The organism is Bacillus sp. SYZHCR11 (assembly GCF_057196865.1).
Map to the genome: position 1 here is coordinate 154,418 of NZ_JBXUND010000001.1, position 23,775 is coordinate 178,192.

The 23,775-nt window shown below is 44.8% G+C and carries 26 protein-coding genes, 1 other RNA gene, 1 pseudogene and 1 riboswitch; of the genes and pseudogenes, 22 read left to right on the plus strand and 6 right to left on the minus strand.

Features of this window, described 5'->3' with window-relative positions; all coding sequences use genetic code 11:
* Positions 1-2 precede the first annotated feature (2 nt).
* The 3 genes from dnaD to AC2CGA_RS00775 are packed head-to-tail and all read left to right on the plus strand — an operon-like array spanning position 3 to position 1,867.
* Complete coding sequence (gene dnaD / locus AC2CGA_RS00765) at positions 3-701, plus strand: DNA replication protein DnaD (protein ID WP_003153516.1); 699 nt, start codon at positions 3-5, stop codon at positions 699-701.
* Positions 702-719: 18 nt separating this feature from the next.
* The gene (gene nth / locus AC2CGA_RS00770) at positions 720-1,379 is read left to right on the plus strand and encodes an endonuclease III (RefSeq protein WP_003153517.1); all 660 of its coding nucleotides are present in this window, start codon (positions 720-722) and stop codon (positions 1,377-1,379) included.
* Positions 1,376-1,867, plus strand: coding sequence for a YpoC family protein (locus AC2CGA_RS00775; RefSeq protein WP_046559838.1), 492 nt, complete (start codon positions 1,376-1,378; stop codon positions 1,865-1,867). Before nth ends, AC2CGA_RS00775 begins: the two co-directional genes overlap by 4 nt.
* Positions 1,868-1,943: 76 nt before the next feature.
* On the opposite strand, the gene AC2CGA_RS00780 is transcribed toward AC2CGA_RS00775, so the two are convergent.
* Together AC2CGA_RS00780 and recU are read right to left on the minus strand one after the other, a co-directional pair.
* Positions 1,944-4,727 carry a PBP1A family penicillin-binding protein gene (locus AC2CGA_RS00780; protein ID WP_284622484.1) on the minus strand — a complete coding sequence of 928 codons (2,784 nt, stop codon included), beginning with the start codon at positions 4,725-4,727 and terminating at the stop codon, positions 1,944-1,946.
* 38 nt (positions 4,728-4,765) lie between these two features.
* Positions 4,766-5,374 carry a Holliday junction resolvase RecU gene (gene recU / locus AC2CGA_RS00785; protein WP_003153521.1) on the minus strand — a complete coding sequence of 203 codons (609 nt, stop codon included), beginning with the start codon at positions 5,372-5,374 and terminating at the stop codon, positions 4,766-4,768.
* 41 nt (positions 5,375-5,415) lie between these two features.
* Here recU and AC2CGA_RS00790 point away from each other — a divergent pair, with 41 nt between their 5' ends.
* On the plus strand, positions 5,416-6,378 hold the full coding sequence (locus tag AC2CGA_RS00790) for a DUF2515 domain-containing protein (protein WP_014305287.1): 963 nt from the start codon (positions 5,416-5,418) through the stop codon (positions 6,376-6,378).
* Between the two features lie 43 nt (positions 6,379-6,421).
* On the opposite strand, the gene sspM is transcribed toward AC2CGA_RS00790, so the two are convergent.
* Positions 6,422-6,526, minus strand: coding sequence for an acid-soluble spore protein SspM (gene sspM / locus AC2CGA_RS00795; RefSeq protein ID WP_003153525.1), 105 nt, complete (start codon positions 6,524-6,526; stop codon positions 6,422-6,424).
* A gap of 205 nt (positions 6,527-6,731) precedes the next feature.
* Here sspM and AC2CGA_RS00800 point away from each other — a divergent pair, with 205 nt between their 5' ends.
* On the plus strand, positions 6,732-6,977 hold the full coding sequence (locus AC2CGA_RS00800) for a DUF5446 family protein (RefSeq protein ID WP_349686269.1): 246 nt from the start codon (positions 6,732-6,734) through the stop codon (positions 6,975-6,977).
* A 45-nt stretch (positions 6,978-7,022) separates the two neighbouring features.
* Positions 7,023-7,391 (plus strand): YppE family protein, encoded by a 369-nt coding sequence (locus AC2CGA_RS00805; RefSeq protein WP_003153529.1) that lies wholly within the window; start codon positions 7,023-7,025, stop codon positions 7,389-7,391.
* 38 nt (positions 7,392-7,429) lie between these two features.
* Here AC2CGA_RS00805 and AC2CGA_RS00810 read toward each other — a convergent pair whose 3' ends face one another.
* Positions 7,430-7,612, minus strand: coding sequence for a YppF family protein (locus AC2CGA_RS00810; RefSeq protein ID WP_003153532.1), 183 nt, complete (start codon positions 7,610-7,612; stop codon positions 7,430-7,432).
* Between the two features lie 186 nt (positions 7,613-7,798).
* Between AC2CGA_RS00810 and AC2CGA_RS00815 the strand changes: the two genes are divergently transcribed.
* A complete protein-coding gene (locus AC2CGA_RS00815; protein ID WP_003153534.1) occupies positions 7,799-8,233 on the plus strand; it encodes a YppG family protein in 435 nt (144 codons plus the stop codon).
* Between the two features lie 29 nt (positions 8,234-8,262).
* Here the strand turns inward: AC2CGA_RS00815 and AC2CGA_RS00820 are convergent, their stop codons facing one another.
* The gene (locus AC2CGA_RS00820) at positions 8,263-8,676 is read right to left on the minus strand and encodes an alpha-crystallin domain-containing protein (protein ID WP_003153535.1); all 414 of its coding nucleotides are present in this window, start codon (positions 8,674-8,676) and stop codon (positions 8,263-8,265) included.
* Positions 8,677-8,814: 138 nt separating this feature from the next.
* Between AC2CGA_RS00820 and AC2CGA_RS00825 the strand changes: the two genes are divergently transcribed.
* The 10 genes and pseudogenes from AC2CGA_RS00825 (at position 8,815) to AC2CGA_RS00870 (ending at position 16,969) form a co-directional block, all read left to right on the plus strand.
* Complete coding sequence (locus tag AC2CGA_RS00825; RefSeq protein ID WP_003153536.1) at positions 8,815-9,321, plus strand: PTS sugar transporter subunit IIA; 507 nt, start codon at positions 8,815-8,817, stop codon at positions 9,319-9,321.
* Positions 9,322-9,419: 98 nt separating this feature from the next.
* Positions 9,420-11,666, plus strand: a complete 2,247-nt coding sequence (locus AC2CGA_RS00830; RefSeq protein ID WP_003153537.1) for a DEAD/DEAH box helicase — start codon at positions 9,420-9,422, stop codon at positions 11,664-11,666.
* 19 nt (positions 11,667-11,685) lie between these two features.
* On the plus strand, positions 11,686-12,924 hold the full coding sequence (locus AC2CGA_RS00835; protein ID WP_139885589.1) for a ribonuclease H-like domain-containing protein: 1,239 nt from the start codon (positions 11,686-11,688) through the stop codon (positions 12,922-12,924).
* Between the two features lie 121 nt (positions 12,925-13,045).
* A pseudogene (locus AC2CGA_RS00840) lies at positions 13,046-13,153 on the plus strand (hypothetical protein); the annotation flags it as partial.
* Between the two features lie 83 nt (positions 13,154-13,236).
* A complete protein-coding gene (gene cotD / locus AC2CGA_RS00845; RefSeq protein WP_003153539.1) occupies positions 13,237-13,473 on the plus strand; it encodes a spore coat protein CotD in 237 nt (78 codons plus the stop codon).
* A gap of 88 nt (positions 13,474-13,561) precedes the next feature.
* Positions 13,562-14,110 carry an SLOG family protein gene (locus tag AC2CGA_RS00850; RefSeq protein ID WP_014305282.1) on the plus strand — a complete coding sequence of 183 codons (549 nt, stop codon included), beginning with the start codon at positions 13,562-13,564 and terminating at the stop codon, positions 14,108-14,110.
* 79 nt (positions 14,111-14,189) lie between these two features.
* Entirely contained in the window at positions 14,190-14,489 is a 300-nt protein-coding gene (gene gpsB / locus AC2CGA_RS00855; protein WP_003153541.1) for a cell division regulator GpsB, read from the plus strand.
* Between the two features lie 55 nt (positions 14,490-14,544).
* Positions 14,545-14,926: RNase P RNA component class B (rnpB, locus tag AC2CGA_RS00860), an RNA gene on the plus strand.
* 96 nt (positions 14,927-15,022) lie between these two features.
* Positions 15,023-16,171, plus strand: a complete 1,149-nt coding sequence (locus AC2CGA_RS00865; protein ID WP_139885590.1) for a THUMP domain-containing class I SAM-dependent RNA methyltransferase — start codon at positions 15,023-15,025, stop codon at positions 16,169-16,171.
* Positions 16,172-16,522: 351 nt separating this feature from the next.
* Positions 16,523-16,969: a hypothetical protein gene (locus AC2CGA_RS00870; protein ID WP_003153543.1), complete on the plus strand. Its 447-nt coding sequence runs from the start codon at positions 16,523-16,525 to the stop codon at positions 16,967-16,969.
* A gap of 84 nt (positions 16,970-17,053) precedes the next feature.
* Here the strand turns inward: AC2CGA_RS00870 and AC2CGA_RS00875 are convergent, their stop codons facing one another.
* Positions 17,054-17,206 (minus strand): YpzG family protein, encoded by a 153-nt coding sequence (locus tag AC2CGA_RS00875; RefSeq protein ID WP_003153548.1) that lies wholly within the window; start codon positions 17,204-17,206, stop codon positions 17,054-17,056.
* A gap of 166 nt (positions 17,207-17,372) precedes the next feature.
* Here AC2CGA_RS00875 and AC2CGA_RS00880 point away from each other — a divergent pair, with 166 nt between their 5' ends.
* The 5 genes from AC2CGA_RS00880 (at position 17,373) to pbuX (ending at position 23,419) form a co-directional block, all read left to right on the plus strand.
* Positions 17,373-17,564 (plus strand): hypothetical protein, encoded by a 192-nt coding sequence (locus tag AC2CGA_RS00880; RefSeq protein ID WP_003153550.1) that lies wholly within the window; start codon positions 17,373-17,375, stop codon positions 17,562-17,564.
* Between the two features lie 103 nt (positions 17,565-17,667).
* Positions 17,668-19,587, plus strand: a complete 1,920-nt coding sequence (locus AC2CGA_RS00885; RefSeq protein WP_003153551.1) for an ATP-dependent DNA helicase — start codon at positions 17,668-17,670, stop codon at positions 19,585-19,587.
* Between the two features lie 111 nt (positions 19,588-19,698).
* Positions 19,699-21,201 carry a carboxypeptidase M32 gene (locus tag AC2CGA_RS00890; RefSeq protein WP_003153552.1) on the plus strand — a complete coding sequence of 501 codons (1,503 nt, stop codon included), beginning with the start codon at positions 19,699-19,701 and terminating at the stop codon, positions 21,199-21,201.
* A gap of 133 nt (positions 21,202-21,334) precedes the next feature.
* A riboswitch (purine riboswitch) is annotated at positions 21,335-21,434 on the plus strand.
* Between the two features lie 99 nt (positions 21,435-21,533).
* Positions 21,534-22,118 (plus strand): xanthine phosphoribosyltransferase, encoded by a 585-nt coding sequence (gene xpt, locus AC2CGA_RS00895; protein ID WP_003153553.1) that lies wholly within the window; start codon positions 21,534-21,536, stop codon positions 22,116-22,118.
* Positions 22,115-23,419, plus strand: a complete 1,305-nt coding sequence (gene pbuX / locus AC2CGA_RS00900; RefSeq protein WP_003153554.1) for a xanthine permease PbuX — start codon at positions 22,115-22,117, stop codon at positions 23,417-23,419. The genes xpt and pbuX overlap by 4 nt, the downstream gene beginning before the upstream one ends.
* The last annotated feature ends 356 nt before the right edge of the window (positions 23,420-23,775 follow it).

Below are 23,775 nucleotides of genomic sequence, written 5' to 3' on the forward strand. Positions count from 1 at the left end.
GGATGAAAAAACAGCAATTTATAGATATGCAGGAACTCGGCATTTCAAGCATTCCCAACCTGCTGCTGACACATTACCGGCAGCTCGGGCTGAATGAAACCGAATTGATCCTGCTTTTGAAGATTAAAATGCATTTGGAAAAGGGCTCTTATTTTCCGACGCCGTTTGAACTTCAATCAGGCATGTCCATCTCTGCTGAAGAATGTACAAGCTGCCTGAGAATGTTTATTCAAAAAGGTTTTCTGTTTATTGAAGAATGTGAAGACCATAACGGCATAAAGTTTGAAAAATATTCTCTGCAGCCGTTATGGGCGAAGCTGTATGATTACATGCAGCATTCTCAAAATGAAACGCAGGAAAGAACGTCAGAAAGAGAACAAAAAAGCCTGTATACCATCTTTGAAGAAGAGTTCGGAAGACCGCTGTCGCCGCTTGAATGCGAGACGCTGGCCATATGGCAGGATCAGGATCAGCATGATGCGATTCTGATTAAACACGCCTTAAAAGAAGCCGTTTTATCTGGGAAACTCAGTTTTCGCTATATTGACCGGATTTTATTTGAATGGAAAAAGAACGGCTTCAAAACGGTTGAGCAGGCGAAGGCGCACAGCCAAAAATTCCGGCGTGTTCAAACGAAACAGAATGATCCGCAAAAAGAGTATACGAGGCAGGTGCCTTTTTACAATTGGCTGGAACAATAACATGAGAAGGGGAGAAACGTGTTAAATTTAAAGCAGATTGAATATTGTCTTGAAAAAATCGGCGATATGTTTCCGCACGCAGAATGTGAACTTGTCCATTCAAATCCTTTCGAATTGGTTGTGGCAGTCGCATTATCCGCACAATGTACGGACGCTCTCGTCAACAGAGTGACAAAAACGCTATTTCAAAAATATAAACGGCCCGAAGATTATCTTGCCGTATCGCTGGAAGAACTCCAGCAGGATATTAAATCAATCGGTCTGTACCGTAATAAAGCCAAAAATATTCAAAAGCTGAGCAAAATGATCATCGAAGAGTACGGCGGAGAAGTGCCGAAAGACCGGGATGAGCTTGTGAAGCTGCCGGGTGTCGGACGGAAAACGGCAAATGTGGTCGTGTCTGTTGCTTTCGGCGTACCTGCGATCGCAGTAGACACTCATGTGGAGCGGGTCTCTAAACGGCTCGGCATCTGCCGCTGGAAGGACTCTGTTTTGGAAGTAGAGAAAACATTAATGAAAAAAGTGCCGAAAGAGGATTGGTCTGTTACGCATCACAGATTAATATTTTTCGGCCGGTATCACTGTAAAGCGCAATCTCCCCGCTGTGCGGAATGTCCTTTGCTTCCGCTATGCAGAGAAGGGCAGAAGCGTGACAAAAAAGGGCTGGTGAAACGGTGACGGCGATTGACATTCTGGCAGGCTATGAAACATACCTGCGCAGCCTTACGGACTTGGAAAGCTTCGAGATCAAAGCGGCGCTGCGCCGCCATCCGCTGTATATGGATTTCAGCGGTCAGCCAACAGTGCAGCCATGGAGGGAAAGGGGCGAATATGTCCCGTTTCTGTTTCAGATTTGGAATGAAACGAAAGAAACGCTGCTCCCCGTTTTTCAAACAAGAAAATCGAGATGTGATCAAAATGACATGCTGAAGGGAATAGCCTGTCTGATTGCCGCTTTCCATTGGACGGCAGGGGAGCGGGTCACATCACTCGACTGGACTGTGCTTGAAACAAAGCATTTTCCCGCGGAACCGATCAATTGGGCGGAGCGAATGGCGTTTATTTTAACAAAACCGACTCAATTTCACTCGTTTATTCAGCTGGATGAATTGATGACGGAGATGAAGAAACAATATCATAAATATGAAGCCATGAACAAATGTTAAAAACCTCCTTTTCTCATAAGGAGGTTTTTTTGTACGAAAAAATCCTTCACCTGTTTGGGGTGAAGGATTTCGTCCGCTAATGAGCGGGATTTGACTGGATGGTTGACGAATTGGACTGCCCGTTGATAGTTGAAGATGAGTCTTGGTTTTTATCCGTTTGACCGCTGTCAGGTTTATTTGAGCCGTCTGAACCGGAATCGGAATCATTATCAGAGCCGTTATCTTGCTGTCCGTTGTTATCGGTCCCGTTGCCGGGCTGATTCTGATTGTTGTTATCTGTTTGATCCTTATCGGATTGATCCTGATTTTTATCCGGGTCATCAGTTGGTGTTTGATCCGATCCGTCAGACGTATCTGTCTGATCGTCATCTTTGTTTGAATCATCGGTTTGCGTCTTGTCCTTATCTTTATCTTCATCAGTCTTCTGTTCATCGTCAGTCGCTTTATCTTTATCCGCATCGTCTTCTTCATCTTTCGGGACTTTGAAAGATGCTGATGCCGTATCGCTTTTTCCGTCATCGTTTTCCGCTGTCACCTGGAAGCTGTATGTGGAGCCTGGCGTGACATCTGAGACGACGGCTTCTTTTGCCGAACTGTTTTGAATGTCACTGTAGCTTCCGCCGTCAACGGATTGTTTGACATTGAATGTTGCATCACCGTCATAATTCCAGCTTAAGGTTAATGATTTTTTATCTTTGTCGTATTTCACTTGCAATCCTGTCGGTTTATCGGCTTTTTCTTTCGTGTACGTTTTAGAAACGGCAGTTGGCTGCGTCCCTTTCACGAAGTACTCCGTCACTTTTTTATCATCCGGCGTGTTCGGTCCGGCTAAAGCGGCAGGATTCGAGCCTTTCTCAACTGTTTCTTTTACGACGCTGTCAGGCTGCTTGAAGCTTCCTTTACCGTCATCAACGTATGAGATCAGCTTTTGGAAAATCCGTTTTGCGACTTGCTGGTCTGCTGAAGACAGTGATTTCTTGCCTGCTTTGTTGCCAGACTCAACTCCGGTCCAAACCGCCGCAGTATATTGAGGGGTGTATCCGACAAACCAGGAATCCGGAACTCCGCCTGGAGCAATGTTATATTTTTGAATATCACCTTTAGTAAAGTTTGTCGTACCCGTTTTACCGGCAACTTCCACGTTCGGCACCTGAGCCAGCTTACCTGTTCCTGATTCGACAGCTGATTTGAGCATATCTGTAATCATAAACGCTGTGTAGTCGCTCATAGCACTTTTCGGTTTCGGTGTTAAATCAAGCTTAGTGCCGTCATTAAATTCAATCGATGTGACCGCGTGCGGTTCGTTGTACGTTCCGTTATTTCCGAACGCACTGTAGGCGCCTGCCATTGTCATAGGGGAAACCCCCGGATTATCAGCTCCAAAACCGCCGATCGAATAAGATTCCGTTACACTATCCTTGTTTAATCCCAATCCTAAGTCATTTGCGAAGTCGACGGCATTATCTTTCCCTGCTGCTTGGTATGCTTTTAAAGCAGGAATATTACGTGAATCCGCGAGGGCTTCTCGCATTGATATCATATTTCTGTATTTATTGTCCCAATCATGTATCGGAGTGCCGTCAGAGTACGTGTAAGCCGAATCGTCAATCTGCTCATACGTCGACCATTTTTTATTTTCAATGACAGGCCCGTAATCAAGAATCGGTTTAATCGTCGAACCTGGCTGGCGTTGAGTATCTGTCGCGTAGTTAAACCCGCCTGCAGTTCTATTCCGTCCCGGTCCGATGGCGCGGATTTCTCCGTTTGTCGTATCAAGGAGGGTAACGCCGCCCTGCATGCCTTCGGTAAAGCCGGCCGTGTCTCCGTTCATCAATTGATCAAGATAATCTTGTGCTTTCGTATCAAGAGTCGTGTAAATTTTCAGTCCGTCAGTTGAAATATTGACGTCTTTCTTTTCTTTTGTCTCAATTTCTTTCATAACTTCTTCGACAAAAGCGCTGTATTTATTTGTGTCCTTTTTATCGTATTCCTTTTGGCTGACGACGCCTTCATCTTTCATGGACACTTTCTTCGCTTTTTGGTATTCAGAGTTTGAAATGAATCCTTGTTTTTCCATTAAGCTGAGAACGATGTTTCGTCGTTTTTCGGAAGCCTTCGGGTTTTTAACCGGGTTATATCCGGTCGGGCTTTGCGGCATTCCGGCAAGCGTCGCCGCCTGTTCAACCGTAAGCTTGCTCAAGTCTTTTACGCCGAAGAATTCTTCAGCCGCTTTTCCGACGCCGTAGGCGCGCGGTGAGAAATAAATTCTGTTTAAATACATTTCTAAAATTTCATCTTTAGAATAATGGCGCTCCAGCTGCAGTGAAAGCCACACTTCCTGTGCTTTCCGTTTAATCGTTTTCTGATGGGTCAAAAGCGAGTTTTTCACAACCTGCTGGGTGATTGTGCTTCCTCCCTCTGAACCGAACCCATCCGTAAAGTTGGCGACCAAGGCGCCTCCGATCCGGATCGGGTCTATACCGTGGTGCTTATAAAAACGGGCGTCTTCAGTTGCGATAAATGCTTCTTTCACAACATCGGGTATATCCTTAATCGGGACGTAGGTTCGTTTTTCACCGCCCACTTCCGCGATTTCTTTTCCGTTTTTATCGTAAATCGTTGAAGAGTAAGGCGTTTTCAGCTTGGCTTCGTCCAAAGACGGCGCGCCGGAAACCAAAACGGCAAATGCCGCCGCTCCGCCGACTATGCCAAGGACAAACAGAATAACCAAGGACAGCACAATCTTTTTGAATAAACCGCCTTTACGCTGTTTCTTGCCTTTTTTCGGTGAAGAGGGCTTAGTGCTTTTCGTCTGCCTTGCCTTACGGCGTTCTTCACGGCTCGTAAATTGATCTGACATAACATCTCAACCTTTCGTTTATCAACCTTTCGCTCAGTCTACTGTTCCTGCGAAAAATAAAGCTGTTCAATAATACTAATATAATCAATTCTCGGTGAGTATCCAAGGGAAATCGGAAAGGAAGCATCTTCTAATTCGTCTTTGCGAATTGATTTTCTGCCGTTCTTCTCCTTTCTCTCCCAAAAGACAAACAGCTTGTCGGCTTCGAGGAAATAAACCTTTCCGAAAGCGGATATAATAACAAAACAAATGCCGTCTTGCCTGACCACCTGCTTCATATGCTCAATCTGATGATCATGAAAATTCTGCAGGGGAAATGCCGTTTTGTTTTTTGTTTCTTTTGCCTCGAAATCGATGTAGCGTCCTTTATAAATGCCGTTGTAGTCAGTTGTTGAAGACTGTTTAAAATAAGCTTCCTTAATGACTGCGGCGCTTCTTTTCGGATAGTGGACGTTTACAATCTGGACGGGTGTCGGCTTTTTGTGAATGACAGCAATTTGGTTAGCCAGATAATACTTATTCGTTTCATTCAGGTCGTCTTCGAGGGTCATGCCGCGATTACTGTATGAATGAGACCGTTTCTGGCTGTTTTGGGATGAAACCGTTTTGTTCGGCTGAAAAGTTTTTCCATTCGGGTACCGAATCACTTTTTCCATCCTCCTTATCAAACTAATAGTGACGGAAGTGAATGAACGTGCATAAACGACAGACCGTAACCGCCATTCTTCGCCTGATCGAAAAAGAGACGAAAATAAAAAATGCCGATAATATTTCCCGGACGAATGCCTATAAAGCATATTATGACCGCCATCCTGAGATCAAGTGGCCGCTTTTGGCATCCTTTGTGTCCCGCAATGCGGGCTGGTCGATGACTGATTTAAGAGGCGTCCTTTATCAGGAGGGCCTTGACAGCAGTCAGAAAAACTGGTTTTTCCTTTCGTATGAAAGGGCGAATTGGCTGATTTTTTCTGATGCCTATCCTCAGCTTCTGGTCTACCAGTGGTCAAAACAAATCGGCGAACCTCTTTTCCGTCATCTTCCTTATTTCCGCGTCTCGGCTTTTATGCAGGAAGAATGGTTCCGCTTTTGGCGTGACGGAGATACGGAACGGCTCATGTATGCTCTTATTATAAATGAACAAAACACTATCCAAGCACCTATTATACAAAATCCTTCGTTTAAAAAGAATGTTTTTGGCACGATTCCTTTTTATTTAAGTGATTGGTTTCACTTTAATACGGTGATATTCCCTTCATTTGACGGACATTTATACGGAATTTCCGTCAAACGGTTTTCAAAAACCGAAGAGAGAATTACGCTCGGAAAACAGCTGGCCCGCCTTCTGTTCAGCCCTGATCTTCACGCTTCTTTTTACCGTTTTCTTGATACCGTTCCTCATACCGGTTCACGCTTTGATATGGAGAAAATGATCGGCATCAAAAAAAGAACATCACCGATGCTTAGGACAACCTATCCCATTGTTGCCCACCCATTAGACGGCGAAAGGGCGGATTGGTTTCAAAAAAGGTTAAGAAAAGGGGCTTTCTTACAGGAGAAAATGCCGAAACAGCTTGAACTGACGGACTGGTACTTCCAGAAAAGACGGGAGCTCCATGCGCTCTTCGCGGTTAAAGAGTGGCTGAAGAAATGAAAAAGCCCGAAACCGTTCGCTGGGGTTTCGGGCTGCTGATGTGTTACGTGGAAGGGCGGTTTGGGCCGCCTAATTTTTTATCAAGCGTATCAGTCGTTTTTGCTTCGGTTTTTTGCTGTTTACCTGCATTTTTCGGTCTCGTTTTCATACGGCACCTCCTCAACTGTATCGTTTGCATTAACGTGCCGGTTCATACAAAGTTTGCGGCACTTTTTTGTCGAAAGGCACGCCTTTTAGGATAATCTCTGTTTGTTTGCCGAACTGCTTCTAGTTTTGTCATGTGCAGAGGAGAGCGGTATGAAAACGAGAATTATATTTGAAAGAGATGCAAGTGATAAAAGGGAGGAACATGAATGTCTGTTTACACGAGCAAGGCTGATATTCTCCGTCTGCTTTCTGATATCGAAATCCGGATTTCTGCTGCTGAAAAAACGCTTACCCAAGCAGTCAGATGCTGTCAGGCGGAAGCTGAAGAAATCAGACAGGAGAAACTTTCCCGTCTTGAGGAAGAGGCGCGGAAGCTTCATGTTTGTATTGATGACCTGTTTTTGACTGACCGGCGTAAAAAGGATTTGCCGCGAGTCTGCCGGATAAGCTGATTTTGTACAAAAACTTTGGTACCATATGTACTGAGGTGAGTCCGTTTGCAGACACAGTCGTTATTGGAGCTGACAGAACAAATGATAGAGGCGGTTCTGGAAGCCGAAAAAAGGTATCAGGATGGAAAAGAGTCAGGCCGTTCATATGATTTTTTTGAGACGATTAAACCCGATGTTGAAAAAAGAGACCGGCTTTGCGCGCTTTGGACAGAAGCAGCGCTTGCGTTTATTCAGGAAAACCGTCCGAAATACGTTCATCATGCACAAATTCAGGCCGTTACAGAAAATTTCGGGGAGCTGATGCTCCAATCATATGTTCATCATATTCATAAAAAAAGATACAGGGATTTAACTGAATCTGTTTTATATACGCTTCGTATATTAAGGGATGAAATTGAAAAAGAAGGCAGCTGAAAACGGCTGCCTTCTTTTATATAAAGGGGTCGGGTATGTTATTCATACGCCGGGTTTTCTGCTCCACTTGCTTCGAGAACCTTCATACTGTTTCGAAATTCGGTTGCGGTGAGATGGCCTTGAATATAGAGGAATTTTGCAAAGTCCATCAGTTTATCTGCACAATCTGTTTCATATTTTTTCACTTCAGCAAAACGCTTTCTTAAGTATGATACGTTCATAATGGTGCATCCCCTCTCATGTATGTTGAGATTATGTTAACATAACGATTCGACTTTTTTCTGTTTTTAAAAAATTAAGACTTTCGACAGCATTTGACAAAGAGCAGAATCACCGAAAGCACATAACCAAGGCGGAATTCATACATATATAGCAGAAACTTAGTGAGAGACAAGGGGGAATGTCATATGCAATGGAGAGCGCAGCCATATCAAAATATGTACCAGCAGCCGGCGGGATATTTCTACCCGCAGCAGATACAGCCATTACAGCCGCCGTATCCGCAGCAGATACAGCCATTGCAGCAGCCGCCATATCATCAGCAAGGGCAGTACCCGCAGCAATTTTATCCGAATCAGGAATACGGTCATATACAGCAGCCGTTTGCTCCTGCTCCTCCTCAGGCAGGCATGCCCGGGGGCCAGCCGGGGTTTGTGAATCCTTACCCCGTTCCCAGACCGAATCAGCAGCAGTCTTCCCAATTCTCAGGCATACTCTCCCAGTTTAAAAAAACGAACGGACAGTTTGACTTTAATAAAATGATGGATACAACGGGGCAGATGGTAAGCGCCGTAAATCAGGTCGGATCGCTGGTGAAAGGCTTCACCAGTATCTTCAAATAAAAAGCATGAATGATATCCATCATTCATGCTTATTTTTTAGGGAAAAAGAGGGTAAGCGTCTGTTCATTCCAGGATGTTTCCATATCTTCTTCACTTACCTTATACGGGAGGACAACGGTTCTTGTCATGCTTGAAGACACATGGGATGATTGAGCCTGTTTATGATCGTAGCGGATTGTAACGTGAAGGTAGCACCCTTTCGTTTCCACCAGCATATCCCCGTCACGGAACGTCTCGGGAACGCCGATATCAACCGCGAGCCCCGTCGGCTCTTCTCTGACGTCAATCGTCACTTGCGCTTCAGTAAAAGCCGAATTGACAAGGTGCTGAAAACCCTGCATCAATTCTGCGAAGGGACCTGAGTGAAAAAATTGGTCCATCGCATGGCTGATGATGTCCTCATTACTTTGCGGATCAAGTTTATCGTTTTGTGATTGATCCATATGACCACCGCCTTTTTACAAACAGACTATGCGATGCTATGCCGTATGGTTAAGAATTGAAGGAAAAAAGAAAGTATGGTTAAATAGTGGAGAATAAACTGGTAACGGATTCACATTTAGGAAGGGGAGCACAACACATTGCTGAAAAAATTATTCGGATTGGGAGACAGCCGGAAAAAGCCGGCCGAGGAAGTGATTTTTTCTCCGGCTGACGGAGCGGTGATGGATTTGGCTTCAGTGCCGGATCCTGTATTTTCACAAAAAATGATGGGGGACGGGATCGCCGTCGAGCCTGCAAACGGAGAAATTGTTTCACCGGTTGAGGGAGAAGTGATTCAGCTGTTCCATACAAAACACGCTGTCGGCATCCGCACCCTTTCCGGAGCGGAACTTTTGATACATGTCGGTTTGGATACCGTCAATATGAACGGCGAAGGCTTTGAAGCGCATGTAAAAGAAGGAGACAAAGTGAAAACAGGCGATCTGCTTTTAACGTGCCGGCTGGATTTAATAAAAGAAAAAGCAAGCAGCACCGTCATCCCTATGGTGATTATGAATGGCGATGCCGCAGAACCTTTGCAATTTGCAGGCGCAAATGAAGCGAAAAAAGGACAAACAGAGCTTTTTACGATAAAAATGAAGTAGGCAGGGGCTGATTCCCTGCTTTTTTTCTTGTGCAGGATTTTCATCTAGCCAGGCAAACAAATATTCGGTAAACTGTACCTCATAAAGAGGTGTGAACGATGAAGAAAAAATCACTGAGCGAACTGATTCAGGAATTAAAAAATCATGAAAATATTGTGCATTGGCATGAAGAGGAACCGCGGGAGGCGAAAACCATGCCGATGCCGGAGCAAGTAGATCCGAACATTCGGGCGGCTCTCGAAAAGAGGGGGATCGAGCGGCTTTTTACACATCAATACTCCGCTTTTCAGACGGTTCAAAACGGAGAAAGCATTGTGGCCGTCACACCGACGGCCTCCGGAAAAACACTGTGCTATAATCTTCCGGTTCTTCAGTCTATCGCGGAAGATGCCTCAAGCCGCGCACTTTATTTATTTCCGACAAAGGCGCTCGCGCAGGATCAAAAAAGCGAGCTGAATGAAATCATAGACGAGACGGGCATGGATATTAAAAGCTTCACCTATGACGGAGATACGTCTCCGGCTATCAGGCAGAAAGTCAGAAAGGCCGGGCATATTGTGATCACAAATCCCGATATGCTTCATTCAGCCATTCTTCCCCATCATACAAAATGGGTGAGTCTGTTTGAAAACCTGAAATATATCGTCATTGATGAATTACATACGTACCGCGGCGTATTCGGCAGCCATGTGGCGAACGTCATCCGCCGTTTAATGAGAATCTGCGCTTTTTACGGAAGCAAGCCGTCATTTATCTGTACATCCGCCACAATCGCCAATCCGAGGGAGTTGGCGGAGCAGCTGACGGGAAAATCCGTGCGCCTGATTGACGACAACGGTGCCCCGGCAGGAAGAAAGCACTTTGCTTTTTACAATCCTCCGATTGTAAATAAACCGCTGCATATTCGAAAAAGCGCCACCGTGGAAGTGAACGAACTTGCCAAAACTTTTTTAAAAAATAAGATCCAGACGATTGTTTTTGCCAGAAGCCGTGTCCGGGTCGAAATTATTTTAAGCCACATTCAGGAGATCGTAAAAAAAGAAATCGGCTCGAAGTCTGTCAGAGGCTATCGCGGCGGTTATCTTCCGAAAGAAAGAAGAGAAATAGAGCGGGGGTTAAGAGACGGCAGCATTCTCGGCGTTGTCAGCACAAACGCGCTGGAGCTCGGCGTTGATATCGGCCAGCTTCAGGTCTGCGTGATGACGGGGTACCCGGGCAGTGTCGCGAGCGCATGGCAGCAGGCGGGCCGGGCCGGGCGCCGGCAGGGTGAGGCGCTTATCGTGATGGTGGCGAACTCTGATCCGATTGACCAATATATTGTCCGCCATCCTGATTATTTCTTTAAACGCTCGCCTGAATCTGCAAGGATTAATCCCGATAATCTCATTATATTGGTCGACCACCTGAAATGCGCCGCATATGAGCTGCCTTTCAGAGCCGATGAAACATTCGGAGAAAATGATGCGAGGGACATTCTCGAGTATTTAGAGGAAGAAGGGGTGCTTCACGAAAACCGCGAACGCTATCACTGGGCGAGCGAATCTTTTCCCGCCTCCAATATCAGTCTCCGTTCGGCGTCACAGGAAAACGTGGTCATCGTTGACCGGTCAGAGACGGCTGATGTAAAAATCATCGGAGAAATGGACCGCTTCAGCGCGATGACGCTTCTTCATGATGAAGCGATTTATCTTCATGAAGGGGTGCAGTATCAGGTTGAAAAGCTTGATTGGGACCATAAAAAAGCGTACGTGCGAAAGGTCGATGTCGAATATTATACAGATGCCAATTTAGCGGTGCAGCTGAAAGTGCTGGACATTGACAGAACGGACAGCAGAAAGAAAACGGCCTTACATTTCGGCGACGTCACCGTGAACGCACTTCCGACAATATTTAAAAAAATTAAAATGACGACATTTGAAAATATAGGATCAGGACCGATTCATCTTCCTGAAGAAGAACTGCATACCAGTGCAGCCTGGCTTGAATTAAAAGAAACGGATTCGGAAATCGGCGAAAAAACGCTTGAACAGCTGCTTTTAGGCATTGCCCACGTCCTGCAGCATATCGTGCCTGTATACGTCATGTGCGATCGAAATGACGTGCATGTCGTGCCGCAAATCAAAGCCGCACATACGGGACTTCCGACAATCTTTCTGTATGATCATTATCCGGGCGGAATCGGACTTGCCGATGAAGTATATAAACGATTTGATGAAATCAATGAAGGGGCTGAGCGCCTGATCCGACAATGTCCATGTCAAGACGGGTGTCCTTCCTGCATCGGCTCCGAAATAGAAGGAATAGATGCAAAGAAAGCGATACTCCGGCTCTTGAATTACGTGTAAAAGAAAAGGGGGACGAAAGATGTCCTTGAAAAATAAATTAAAGCGGATGAAAAACCACTTGAATGTGCCGGAAGCTGAAAAAAAGCCGGCAGCTTCACAACTTTCGGTCCCGGATATTCAAGTCCCGTTTAGAGAAGAATGGGAGGCACTCGGAGTGAAGCCTTTCTTTTTTGAGGATGAATACTGTCTTATCCGCGAAACCGTCTATCCGCTTTCGCACCGCCACGGACGGTACAGCTTCAGTGAACTTGATGACGTCATGGCATTATGGAATAAAGGCGGTTTGACACATACTTTATCAGCAGAAGGATACGAAAAAAGCCAGCTGTTCTTCTTTGATACTGAAACGACCGGCCTCGGCGGCGGGGCAGGCAATATGATCTTTTTGCTCGGCCATGCAAGAGTGTATGAAGACCGTGTCGCGGTTAAACAGCATCTGCTCCCTAAACCGGGAAACGAGACGGCTCTTTACAAAAGCTTTTTAAGTGAGGTTGACATTACGTCCCTTGTTACGTATAACGGAAAAGCCTTTGACTGGCCGCAGGTAAAAACCAGGCATACATTGCTGCGGGACAGGCTTCCGAAACTTCCTGACTTCGGGCACTTTGATCTTCTGCACGGGGCGAGACGGCTTTGGAAACATAAATTAGAGCGTGTATCGCTTTCGGCGGTTGAAAATGAAGAGCTTGCTTTTAAAAGGGACGAAGACACCCCTGGTTATTTGGCGCCGATGCTGTATTTTCAATTTTTAAAGGCGGAGGACCCGGCTCTTTTAAAGGGAGTGCTCTCGCATAATGAACAGGATGTGCTTTCCCTTATCGCTCTTTACATCCATATGTCAAAAAAGATTTTTGCATCTTCTGATCAGACGTCAGAACGTCAGGAAGCATACGCCATGGCGAAATGGTTTATCGCTCATAAAGAAACCGATCGCGCCGTTTTGCAGCTGGAAGCGCTGCAAGGCAAAGACTTTGAAGATTCGGATCGGGCCCTTTTTGACTTAGCGATGCTTTATAAAAAACAAAACCGCAGGCAAGACGCCGTGCCCCTTTGGGAGAAACTGACGGACTCTGATCTTCACACATGCAGACACCATTCAGCGGTTGAGCTGGCGATCTATTTTGAGCACCATGCAAAAGATTACAAAAAAGCTCTGCAGGCCGCGCAGCAGGCGGCAGAAGACGGGGAAATATCGGAAAAAGAAGCCGAGAAGCTCCATGTGAGAATTGCCCGGCTCAAAAGGAAATATTCCTCTTGAAATATTGCCCGGGAAAGCGCAAAAGCCGAGCTGTTTCGCCAAAAATATTTTTTTCTGAATCCGCATCGATTTTGTTGTAGAATGGTGCCGCATCTTGTAAAATAGCGTTAGTTATTTATAGGGGAGAGTTGGTATGTATAAAGGTGTTTTTTACTTGTTCTTTGTCGTGGTTTTTTTGATTGCGTTTGTATTTTCGAATTTTAAAGACAGTTTGCTGACACACTTTTAAATTGGGTGATTGAATTAGAACATGCACCCTCTTTTCTTCATAACCTAACAGTGTAATAAAAGTTAATGGAGAGGGGATTTAGCATGTTTCATCATCATTGTTGCAGACCAAACGTGATGCCGCCGATTGTCCATCCGACTCATTGCTGTGAACACCATTGCTTTTCTAACACGGTTGTGCCGCATATTCATCCGCAACATACAACTAACGTAAATCACCACAACTTTGAGCACGTTCATTACTATCCGCACACTTTTTCAAATGTTGACCCGACAACTCACCAGCATTTTCAGTGCGGAAGCCCTTGCTGCGATCATTAGTATTGAACGCTTAAGCAAGATCGGTTAGGATATCAGCAAATCAAAATGGGGCCCGATGGGGAGCCCCATTTTTTAAGCAGGTGATTAATTGAAAGTATTAGCCGTAACGGGGTACAAGCCGTTTGAGCTCGGTATCTTTAAACAGGATGACCGGGCGCTTGTTTATATAAAAAAGGCGATAGAAACCAGACTCAGAAGCTTTATTGACGAAGGCTTGGAATGGATTCTCATATCCGGACAGCTGGGGACTGAGCTTTGGGCGGCAGAAACGGCGTACGATCTCAGAGAAGAGTATCCGGAATTAAAGGTTGCCGTTATCACGCCTTTCTACGGCCAGGAGGAAAAGTGGAAGGAGCCGAATAAAGAAATGTATGAAGCGGTGCTTGCTCAGGCAGATTATGAGGAGAGCCTGACGCATCGGCCGTACGAAAGTCCGCTCCAATTCCGGCAGAAAAACGCGTTCTTTATTGAAAAGTCAGATGCGCTTTTGCTTTTATATGATCCGGAGGTGGAAGGATCGCCGAAATATATGCTGCAGCAGGCAGAAAAACGCCGTGAAACAGACGGATATCCGATTTATTCGATTACGATGGATGATCTCCGTGCCGCCGTTGAGGAAGAAGATTTCTTTACATAACACGTCAGAGAATATTTGACAACGGGACGTGTTTCTGAATAAAATATAACATGATGATTCACGATATGAGGTGAAAAAGATGCTTGCTGATAAAGTAAAGCTTTCTGCGAAAGACATTTTGGAAAAAGAATTTAAAACAGGCGTTAGAGGTTACAGACAAGAAGACGTTGACAAATTTTTAGATATGATTATTAAGGATTATGAAACCTTTCATCAAGAAATTGAAGAACTGCAGCAGGAAAATCTGCAGCTGAAAAAACAGCTTGAAGAAGCTAGCAAAAAACAGCCGGTGCAGTCCAATACGACCAACTTTGATATTCTGAAAAGGCTGTCCAACCTTGAGAAACATGTATTCGGCAGCAAACTTTATGACGAATAAGGCAGATGCACTTGTCAAATGAGACAAGTTGCTTTATAATGAACAAGTGTTCTTAACGTTCGGGTAATCGCTGCAGGTCTTTGAATCTGTAGAGGAAAGTCCATGCTCGCACGGTGCTGAGATGCCCGTAGTGTTCGTGCCTAGCGAAGAAATAAGCTAGGGCAGCCTTGATAGGCTGACGGCAGGAAAAAAGCCTACGTCTCCGGATATGGCTGAGTATCCTTGAAAGTGCCACAGTGACGAAGTCTCATCAGAAATGTTGAGAGTGGAACGCGGTAAACCCCTCGAGCGAGAAACCCAAATTTTGGTAGGGGAACCTTCTTGAAGGAACTGAACAGATAGAAGGACAGAATACTTTCTGTAGATAGATGATTGCCGCCTGAGTACGAGGTGATGAGCCGATTGCAGTACGACGGAACAAAACATGGCTTACAGAACGTTAAACATTATTGATATGACAAATTAGAGCTCTCCTTTAAAGGGGAGCTTTTATCTTGAATGAAACGAAAGCTTAAAAGAGACAGGGTGATACGATGAAGAAGTACACACTAATAGCGACGGCACCGATGGGAATTGAAGCGATCGTCGCCAAAGAAGTGCGTGATTTAGGTTATGAATGCAAAGTAGACAACGGAAAAGTCATTTTTGAAGGAGATGCGCTTGCGATCTGCCGCGCTAACTTATGGCTGCGGACGGCTGACCGCATCAAAGTACAGGTCGCCGAGTTTCAGGCAAAAACGTTTGATGAGCTGTTTGAAAAAACAAAAGCGATTGACTGGCGCGCGTACATTCCGGAAAACGCAAAGTTCCCCGTTATCGGAAAGTCCGTGAAATCAGTGCTTGCCAGTGTGCCCGACTGCCAGCGGATCGTCAAAAAGGCGATAGCGGAAAAGCTGAAACTTCAATCAGGAAAACAAAATGAATGGATTGAAGAAACGGGACCCGAGTATAAGGTGGAGATTTCCCTTTTAAAAGATAAAGCCGTACTTACACTGGATTCATCAGGAACAGGCCTTCACAAACGGGGATACAGGGTTGATCAGGGCGGAGCTCCGATTAAAGAGACGCTCGCTGCCGCGTTAATTCTGTTAACCAACTGGAAGCCTGACCGTCCGTTCGTCGATCCGTTCTGCGGTTCCGGCACGATCGCCATCGAAGCCGCTTTAATCGGGCAAAACATTGCTCCGGGTTTTAACCGTGATTTTGCTTCAGAAGACTGGGAATGGATCGGAAAAGAACTGTGGGACAAGGCGCGCCTTGAAGTGGAAGAAAAGGCGAACTATGATCAGCCGCTGCAGATTTTTGCCAGTGACGTGGATCACCGGATGGTAAACATCGCCAAAGAAAACGCAGAAGAAGCGGGACTTGGGGACCTGATCGAATGCAAGCAGATGCGAGTGCAGGATTTTACGACGAAACTCGAATTCGGCGTTATCGTCGGAAACCCTCCGTACGGCGAACGGCTCGGCGAAAAAAAGCAAGTCGAGCAGATGTATAAAGAAATGGGCCGGGCATTTGAATCTCTTGATACATGGTCTGTCTACATGTTAACGTCAAATGAACAATTTGAAGAGGTCTACGGAAGAAAAGCAACAAAAAAACGGAAGCTCTTTAACGGTTTTATCAAAACGGATTATTATCAGTACTGGGCTAAAAAGAAAAAAACACTATCAAAAATATAGTACCTTTTATAGTGGATTTTGTGGCAATATTGATTTTGAAAATATGTTATGAATAGATTTTCAAGTTGGAGCCGAAAAACAGGGACTTAAATTCCTGTTTTTCGGCTATTTAGTATATATAAATATCTTTGGGATATTGTTGGGGAATAAAGTTTTTATGAACGATTTAATATACATACATAAATTAACTTATAAAATTTCTATTAATAAATGCAAATTCTTAACGAATTCGCCTTTTAGATTGTAAGTAGCCATAGTTTAATAATTTTATAAAATTTACCTACTAGTCTTGATATATATATAATATCGATTTATAATATTTTATGTAAAAATATGAAGGAGTTGGAATTAATGAAAAAAACTTCGAAAATCTTGATGGGTGCTTCTGCATTACTGATAGCAGGCTCTACATTTATTTGCAGTCCTAAAGCAGAAGCAGCAATGAGTTCATGGCAAACAGTTCAAGGGATTAAAGGTTGTGAAGCTAGGGTTTGGACTGATGCAACAACATATACAAGAAAAGCTACTTCTATTGATGTATATGCTCAAACAAACGGAAAATGTGGGACATTGAACTATCGAATGGGTGTTACCACCTTAGATGGGGAATACAATATCGGAAATTTTTCCCATAGGGGTTCATTCTCGAATAAAACACCTGTTAAAAAGTTTTATTTCAGTAAACTACTAAAACCTACATTTAAAGAGAGATGGCAGGTTAATGTTGAGTTATACAAAGGCGGGAAAATGAAAGACGCAGTTCAATCCAAAACTATTTATGTAGAGAAAAGAAAATAGTCAGAAAAATTTTTCTGTAGATATAATTTTAACAGGCTGTCGATATTCGACAGCCTGTAAGCATCTTTACGTTTTATTCTGCCATTACCAGCGGTGCGCTTTTGCGTTGCTCCGTAAAATAATGTTGGTCTGGGACATTTCGGTGTGGCCGTTCACCTGCGATTTAGAGCGTTTCGGCCGCGTCCAATTGTGATGAAACAATTCAGAATGCTGATCTAATCGATCTTTATAACTCATGTAACCATCACTCCCGGATAGAATAATTTTGTGAAGATGGATATTCGATCGAATATCTGTTGTAGTTTGTGCAGGTCAGGTGCGGATCATTCAGGATGGCATGTATAGAAAGTGAAGCATCGGCATAGAATGATGATTATTTCTATTTGAGAGGTGATCTTATTTTATGCTGAACAGCGAGCACTTCAGTAAAATACAAAAGGCGTTAGACGCAACTGCTTTCCGGCTGGAGGAAGCCGGAGCGGAGTTCGGTCCTTCCGCCATGACACACGCACAGGAAGAACTTGAAAATGCGGTAAAACATACACATTCAACAGACCATCCGTTCCTATGTACACATATCATTAACCGGAAATGATAATGACAAAAACTTGGCGAGGCCAAGTTTTTTTGTTGTATTGAAAAGGGTTAAATGATATTATAGATGGTCTGAATGCCGAATAGTTAGGGGTTGGAGTTGGGTGACAACATCACGTTTGCCTTTTGCTTTAACAAAAGAAAAGAATTTTTACGAAGAATTGAACAATTGGATTGGTGACGTGTTTTACGATATCCTTCCCGAGAAAGGCTTTGACCTTCGGGATGAGCAGGTATTTATGGCGTTTCAGCTTGAACGGGCATTTAAAGAGAAAAAGGTCATGTTCGCTGAGGCAGGAGTCGGTACGGGGAAAACGCTGGTGTATCTGCTGTTTGCCATCAGCTATGCAAGATATACGGGTAAACCGGCCATTATCGCATGCGCCGATGAAACGTTAATTGAACAGCTTGTCAAAAAAGAAGGCGACATTTCCAAGCTGACAGAACATTTGGATCTGCAGATTGATACACGGCTGTCCAAATCCCATGAGCAGTATCTCTGTCTGAAAAAGCTGGAGAAAACGATGCAGCGTTCTGATGATGAAAAGTGGCTGGATCTTTATGAGTCGCTGCCTTCATTCGTACACGAATCACAAGCGATGCAGCGCTTTTATCCGTACGGCGACCGCAAACAGTACGCTGATTTGACAAATGAGGAGTGGGCAGGCGTCAGCTATGATTCCTTCCAAGATTGTTTAACATGTGATATGAGACATAGATGCGGTTTAACACTTTCGAGAGATCATTACAGAAAATCAACGGATCTGATTGTTTGCTCCCATGATTTCTACATGGAGCATGTATGGACGGAAGAATCACGCAAAAGGGAAGGGCAGCTGCCGCTTTTGCCGGATCACAGCGCCGTCGTGTTTGATGAAGGACATCTGCTGGAATTCGCCGCGCAAAAAGCGTTAACGTATCGTGTGAAGCAGTCGACGCTTGAGCTGTTTTTAGAGCGTCTGCTTCAAAATGACATCAGAGAGGAATTCGCCGAACTGATTGAAGATGCCCTTGCCGCAAACGATGAGTTTTTCTATGTGCTGTCAGAGGAATCGAAGGAAATCGCCGGCTCTCACCGATTGGACATCCAAAACGACCAGCGTGTTAAGCGTGCGGCTGACGAACTGTGCCGTCTGCTCGATAAAATCGGCGAGGCGCTCGTATTTGAATCGGAAATGTATACGATTGATAAGTACGAGCTGTCAGTTGTAGAAGAATACGTCGAACAAATGGCATATTCGCTGTCGCTGTATCAAAAGGATGCCATCAGCTGGCTTGAAACGCGGGGTACAGACTCAACGTTTGTCGTTATGCCGAGAACTGTAGCCGAAGTTTTGGGAGAAAAGGTCTTTTCTAAAAAGATTCCTTATATCTTCTCATCGGCCACTCTTTCTGAGGGCGGTTCATTTGATTATATCGCTGACAGTCTCGGAATCCGTGATCCTTTATCATTTACCGTTGAATCTCCGTACGATTACGAGGAGCAAATGTCTGTTGCGCTTCACGGTGACATGACGTCTGAGCAGAAAACAGCCGAAACGATTGAAACCATTAAGGAGAATGAAGGACGCACCCTCGTTCTTTTCCCTTCCTTTGAAGACATGAAAGAATTTAAAGAGCAGGCTGCCGCGTGGGAGCTGCCGTATCCGATTTACTACGAAGGTGACGAAGAGATCAGCAGTCTGGTCGAAAAATTCCAACGGGATGAAGAATCCGTGCTTTGTTCCGTCCACTTATGGGAAGGTCTTGACATTCCCGGTGACTCGCTCCGGAATGTGACCATTTGGGCATTGCCGTATCCGCCTCATGATCCTGTGTTTACCGCAAAGCGGAACGGAGCGAAAAAAGATCCGTTTGAGGAAGTTGATCTGCCGTACATGCTTTTGAGAGTCCGGCAGGGAATCGGCCGCCTCATCCGTTCTAATCAGGACAGCGGAACCATATCCATTTATGCGGGCGGAGAAAGTGAACGGGTCCTGGCCGAAGTCAAAAAGGTCTTGCCTGTTACACCGAAAATCGTATAAAAACAAGAGCTGCAGGAATCTTATCCTGCGGCTTTTTTTAATCCGGGAAGTTGACTTTATGACGGCGTTCCATTAGCCTGTAATTGATAGTGAAAAGGGAGGGGAACGGATATGGATGTACATACATATGAAAAAGAGTTTTTTGATCTGTTAAAAAGAGTATCCCACTATGAAGAAGCCATTGCGCTCATGCATTGGGACTTAAGAACGGGAGCCCCGAAAAAAGGCTCTGATGACCGGGCGGAAAGCATCGGACAGCTGTCGGCTGACGTTTTTCAAATCCAGACATCCGACCGGATGAAAGAGCTGATCGACATCCTTCTCGCGCATGCAGAAGAGCTCTCTGAAGATACAGTGAAAGCGGCGGAACTTGCGAAAAAAGATTATGATCATAATAAAAAAATTCCTGAAGATGAGTATAAAGAATATGTCATTTTAACATCGAAAGCTGAAACGGCTTGGGAGGATGCAAAGGCGGCCTCTGATTTCTCTATGTTTGCTCCGTACCTTGAGAAGCTGATTGATTTTAATAAGCGGTTTATTTCTTACTGGGGCTATGAAGATCATCCATACAACGCATTGCTCGATATTTTCGAACCGGGTGTTACGGTAAAGGTGCTGGATCAGCTGTTTTCTGAATTGAAGGAAGCGATCATTCCGCTTATCAAAAAAGTGACGGAATCCGGCAATAAACCGGACACTTCTTTTATAACGAAAACGTTTCCGAAAGAACAACAAAGAGATCTCTCCTTGTATTTCTTAAAAGAGTTCGGGTATGATTTTGACGGAGGCCGCCTGGACGAGACGGTGCATCCGTTTGCGACGACAATCAACCGCGGCGATGTGCGGGTGACGACCAGATATGACGAAAACGATTTCCGCACGGCGATTTTCGGAACGATTCATGAATGCGGGCATGCGATCTACGAGCAGAATATTGACGAAGCGCTGAGCGGAACGAACTTATCTGACGGTGCATCCATGGGAATTCATGAATCCCAATCGTTATTTTATGAAAACTTTATCGCCAGAAATCAACATTTCTGGACCGCCTATTATGAAAAAATGGTTGAGGCTTCGCCTGATCAATTTCAAGATGTGAAAAGAGAGGACTTTGTACGCGCCGTAAATGAGGCGAAACCGACCTTTATCCGAATTGAAGCCGATGAGCTGACATATCCGCTTCATATTATTATCCGTTATGAAATTGAAAAAGCGATTTTCAGCAATGAAGTGACAGTGGAAGAACTGCCTGCATTGTGGAATCAAAAATATCATGATTATTTAGGCATTACGCCGCCATCTGACGCAAAAGGCATTTTGCAGGACGTACATTGGGCGGGCGGCGATTTCGGCTATTTCCCTTCCTATGCGCTCGGATATATGTATGCGGCACAGCTGAAGCATACCATGCTTGAGGATCTGCCTGAATTTGATCAATTAATAGAACGGGGGGACTTTGAGCCGATCAAACAATGGCTGACAGAAAAGGTTCATCAGCACGGAAGACGAAAAATGCCGCTTGACATCATAAAAGATGCAACGGGAGAAGAATTAAACGTTCAATATCTCATTGAGTATCTCGTCGGCAAATATTCAAATTTATATTTATAAACGAAACGCCCGGCATACACCGGGTGTTTTTCTAAAAATTCTAAAAAGACGAATAATCGAAAACTAATTCTTTGTAAAAGTTCGGAAATATTCAAATTTCACTATGCAAAAGAAGTGTATCTTGTTATAATTTGATTAATATCATACGAACACTCATATAATCGCGTGGATATGGCACGCAAGTTTCTACCGGTCACCGTAAATGTCCGACTATGAGTGAGCAATGGAACGGCTTTATTCGGCCGTTACGTGTAGATCATTCGGCATTGCTTGCTCTTTTTTTGGAGAGCGGGCAATGCTTTTTTTATTTTTTATAAGCGGGGGTAATCATTGTGGAAGCATTAAAACGAAAAATAGCAGAAGACGGAATCGTTCTTTCTGATCAAGTGCTGAAAGTGGATTCTTTTTTAAACCATCAAATTGATCCGGTTCTCATGCAGCAGATCGGCCGGGAATTTGCGCGGCGTTTTGAAAAAGACGAGATAACCAAAATCGTCACAATTGAATCTTCGGGCATTGCCCCTGCGGTAATGGCCGGCCTTGAACTCGGCGTTCCCGTCATCTTTGCGAGAAAAAGGAAGTCTCTCACGTTAACGGATGATCTGCTGACGGCGTCCGTCTATTCTTTCACGAAAAAAACAGAAAGTCAGATTGCAATCTCCGGAAATCATCTCTCGAAAGAAGACCGCGTGTTAATCATTGACGACTTTTTAGCGAACGGACAGGCGGCAGAGGGGCTTTTGTCCATCGTAAAACAAGCAGGCGCAGCGGTTTGCGGGATCGGAATCGTCATTGAAAAGTCATTTCAGCCGGGAAGAGACGAGCTGGTGAAAAAAGGATGCCGGGTCGAATCACTGGCGAGAATTCAATCGCTTGAAGACGGAAAAGTGACATTTGTACAGGAGGTCCGTTCATGAAAAACGGCTATGCCAAAACACTTTCCCTCGGTATCCAGCATGTGCTTGCCATGTATGCCGGCGCCGTCGTCGTTCCTTTAATTGTAGGAGCGGCATTGGGACTGAACGCAGAACAGCTGACATATCTCGTATCAATTGACATTTTTATGTGCGGGGCGGCTACGCTGCTTCAAGTATGGAGGAATAAATGTTTCGGCATCGGCTTGCCTGTTGTGCTCGGCTGTACGTTCACCGCGGTAGCGCCGATTATTTCCATCGGTAAGGAGTACGGGATTTCAGCCATTTACGGAAGCATTTTGGCATCGGGGCTGCTTGTCATTCTGCTGTCGTTTTTCTTCGGCAAGCTCGTATCCTTTTTTCCGCCTGTCGTAACCGGATCTGTCGTGACGATTATCGGGATGACCTTAATGCCGGTCGCGATGAATCATATTGCCGGCGGGGAAGGCAGCAAGGATTTCGGTGATCCGGCTAACCTTGCCCTCGGATTTACGGTGCTCGTCATTATCGTGCTGCTTTATCGGTTTACAAAAGGATTTTTGAAATCCATTTCAATTTTAATCGGCATTGTCATCGGGACGGCCATCGCATATTTTATGGGAAAAGTGCAATTTAACAATGTGGCGAATGCTGACGCCATTCAAATGATTAAACCGTTTTATTTCGGGACGCCGACATTTCATGCGGCACCGATTATTACGATGTCCATCGTTGCCATTGTCAGCCTTGTTGAATCAACCGGCGTCTATTTCGCTCTCGGTGACCTGACAAACCGGCGCCTGTCTGAACGTGATTTAGCAAAAGGCTACCGCGCGGAAGGTCTGGCGGTGTTCATCAGCGGCATTTTCAATGCTTTTCCGTATACGGCCTATTCCCAAAACGTCGGCCTCGTGCAGCTGACGGGGATTAAGAAAAACGCAGTCATCGGTGTCACGGGCGCACTTTTAATGCTCTTCGGCCTTTTTCCGAAAATCGCAGCCTTCACGACTATCATCCCGTCTTCAGTACTGGGAGGCGCGATGGTGGCCATGTTCGGCATGGTCATTTCCTACGGCATTAAAATGCTCAGTCAAATTGACTTTAAAAAGCAGGAAAACCTTCTGATCGTCGCGTGTTCGGTCGGATTGGGACTCGGTGTAACTGTCGTTCCCGATATGTTTAAGCACCTGCCGTCTTACTTAAATTTGCTGACCACAAACGGAATCGTCGCCGGAAGCTTTACCGCTGTCCTTTTGAATATTGTTTATAATATGATTCCTAAAACGAAAAAAACCCTTGATGTGACAAGGGTTCAAGAGGGTTAGTGTTCCGTTTTCTTTAAAATAACACCTTATTTTATCCAGATCGAGGATGCTTCCGAAAGTTTGCTGAACTTTTTGTGAGGCATTCTCTTTTTTTATTAGTTTCATTGTTTGAAAAGAAATAAATTGAGTGATGCGGCATACGCCTTATTTCGCCGAAAAACCGTCCCGAACTATATGTACGTGAACATATGACTGAATGTAAGAAAAAAAGGAGAATGGGGGATCATATCATAAACGAATATCATTGTTCGGACGGTGATGACACGAAACTTGGTTTAGACATGGAATGAAATGCCCGATGCCGAAGTGCAACTGCAGAATGGGCGCTGAGGGGGAGTGTCTTGTGCACCGATCCT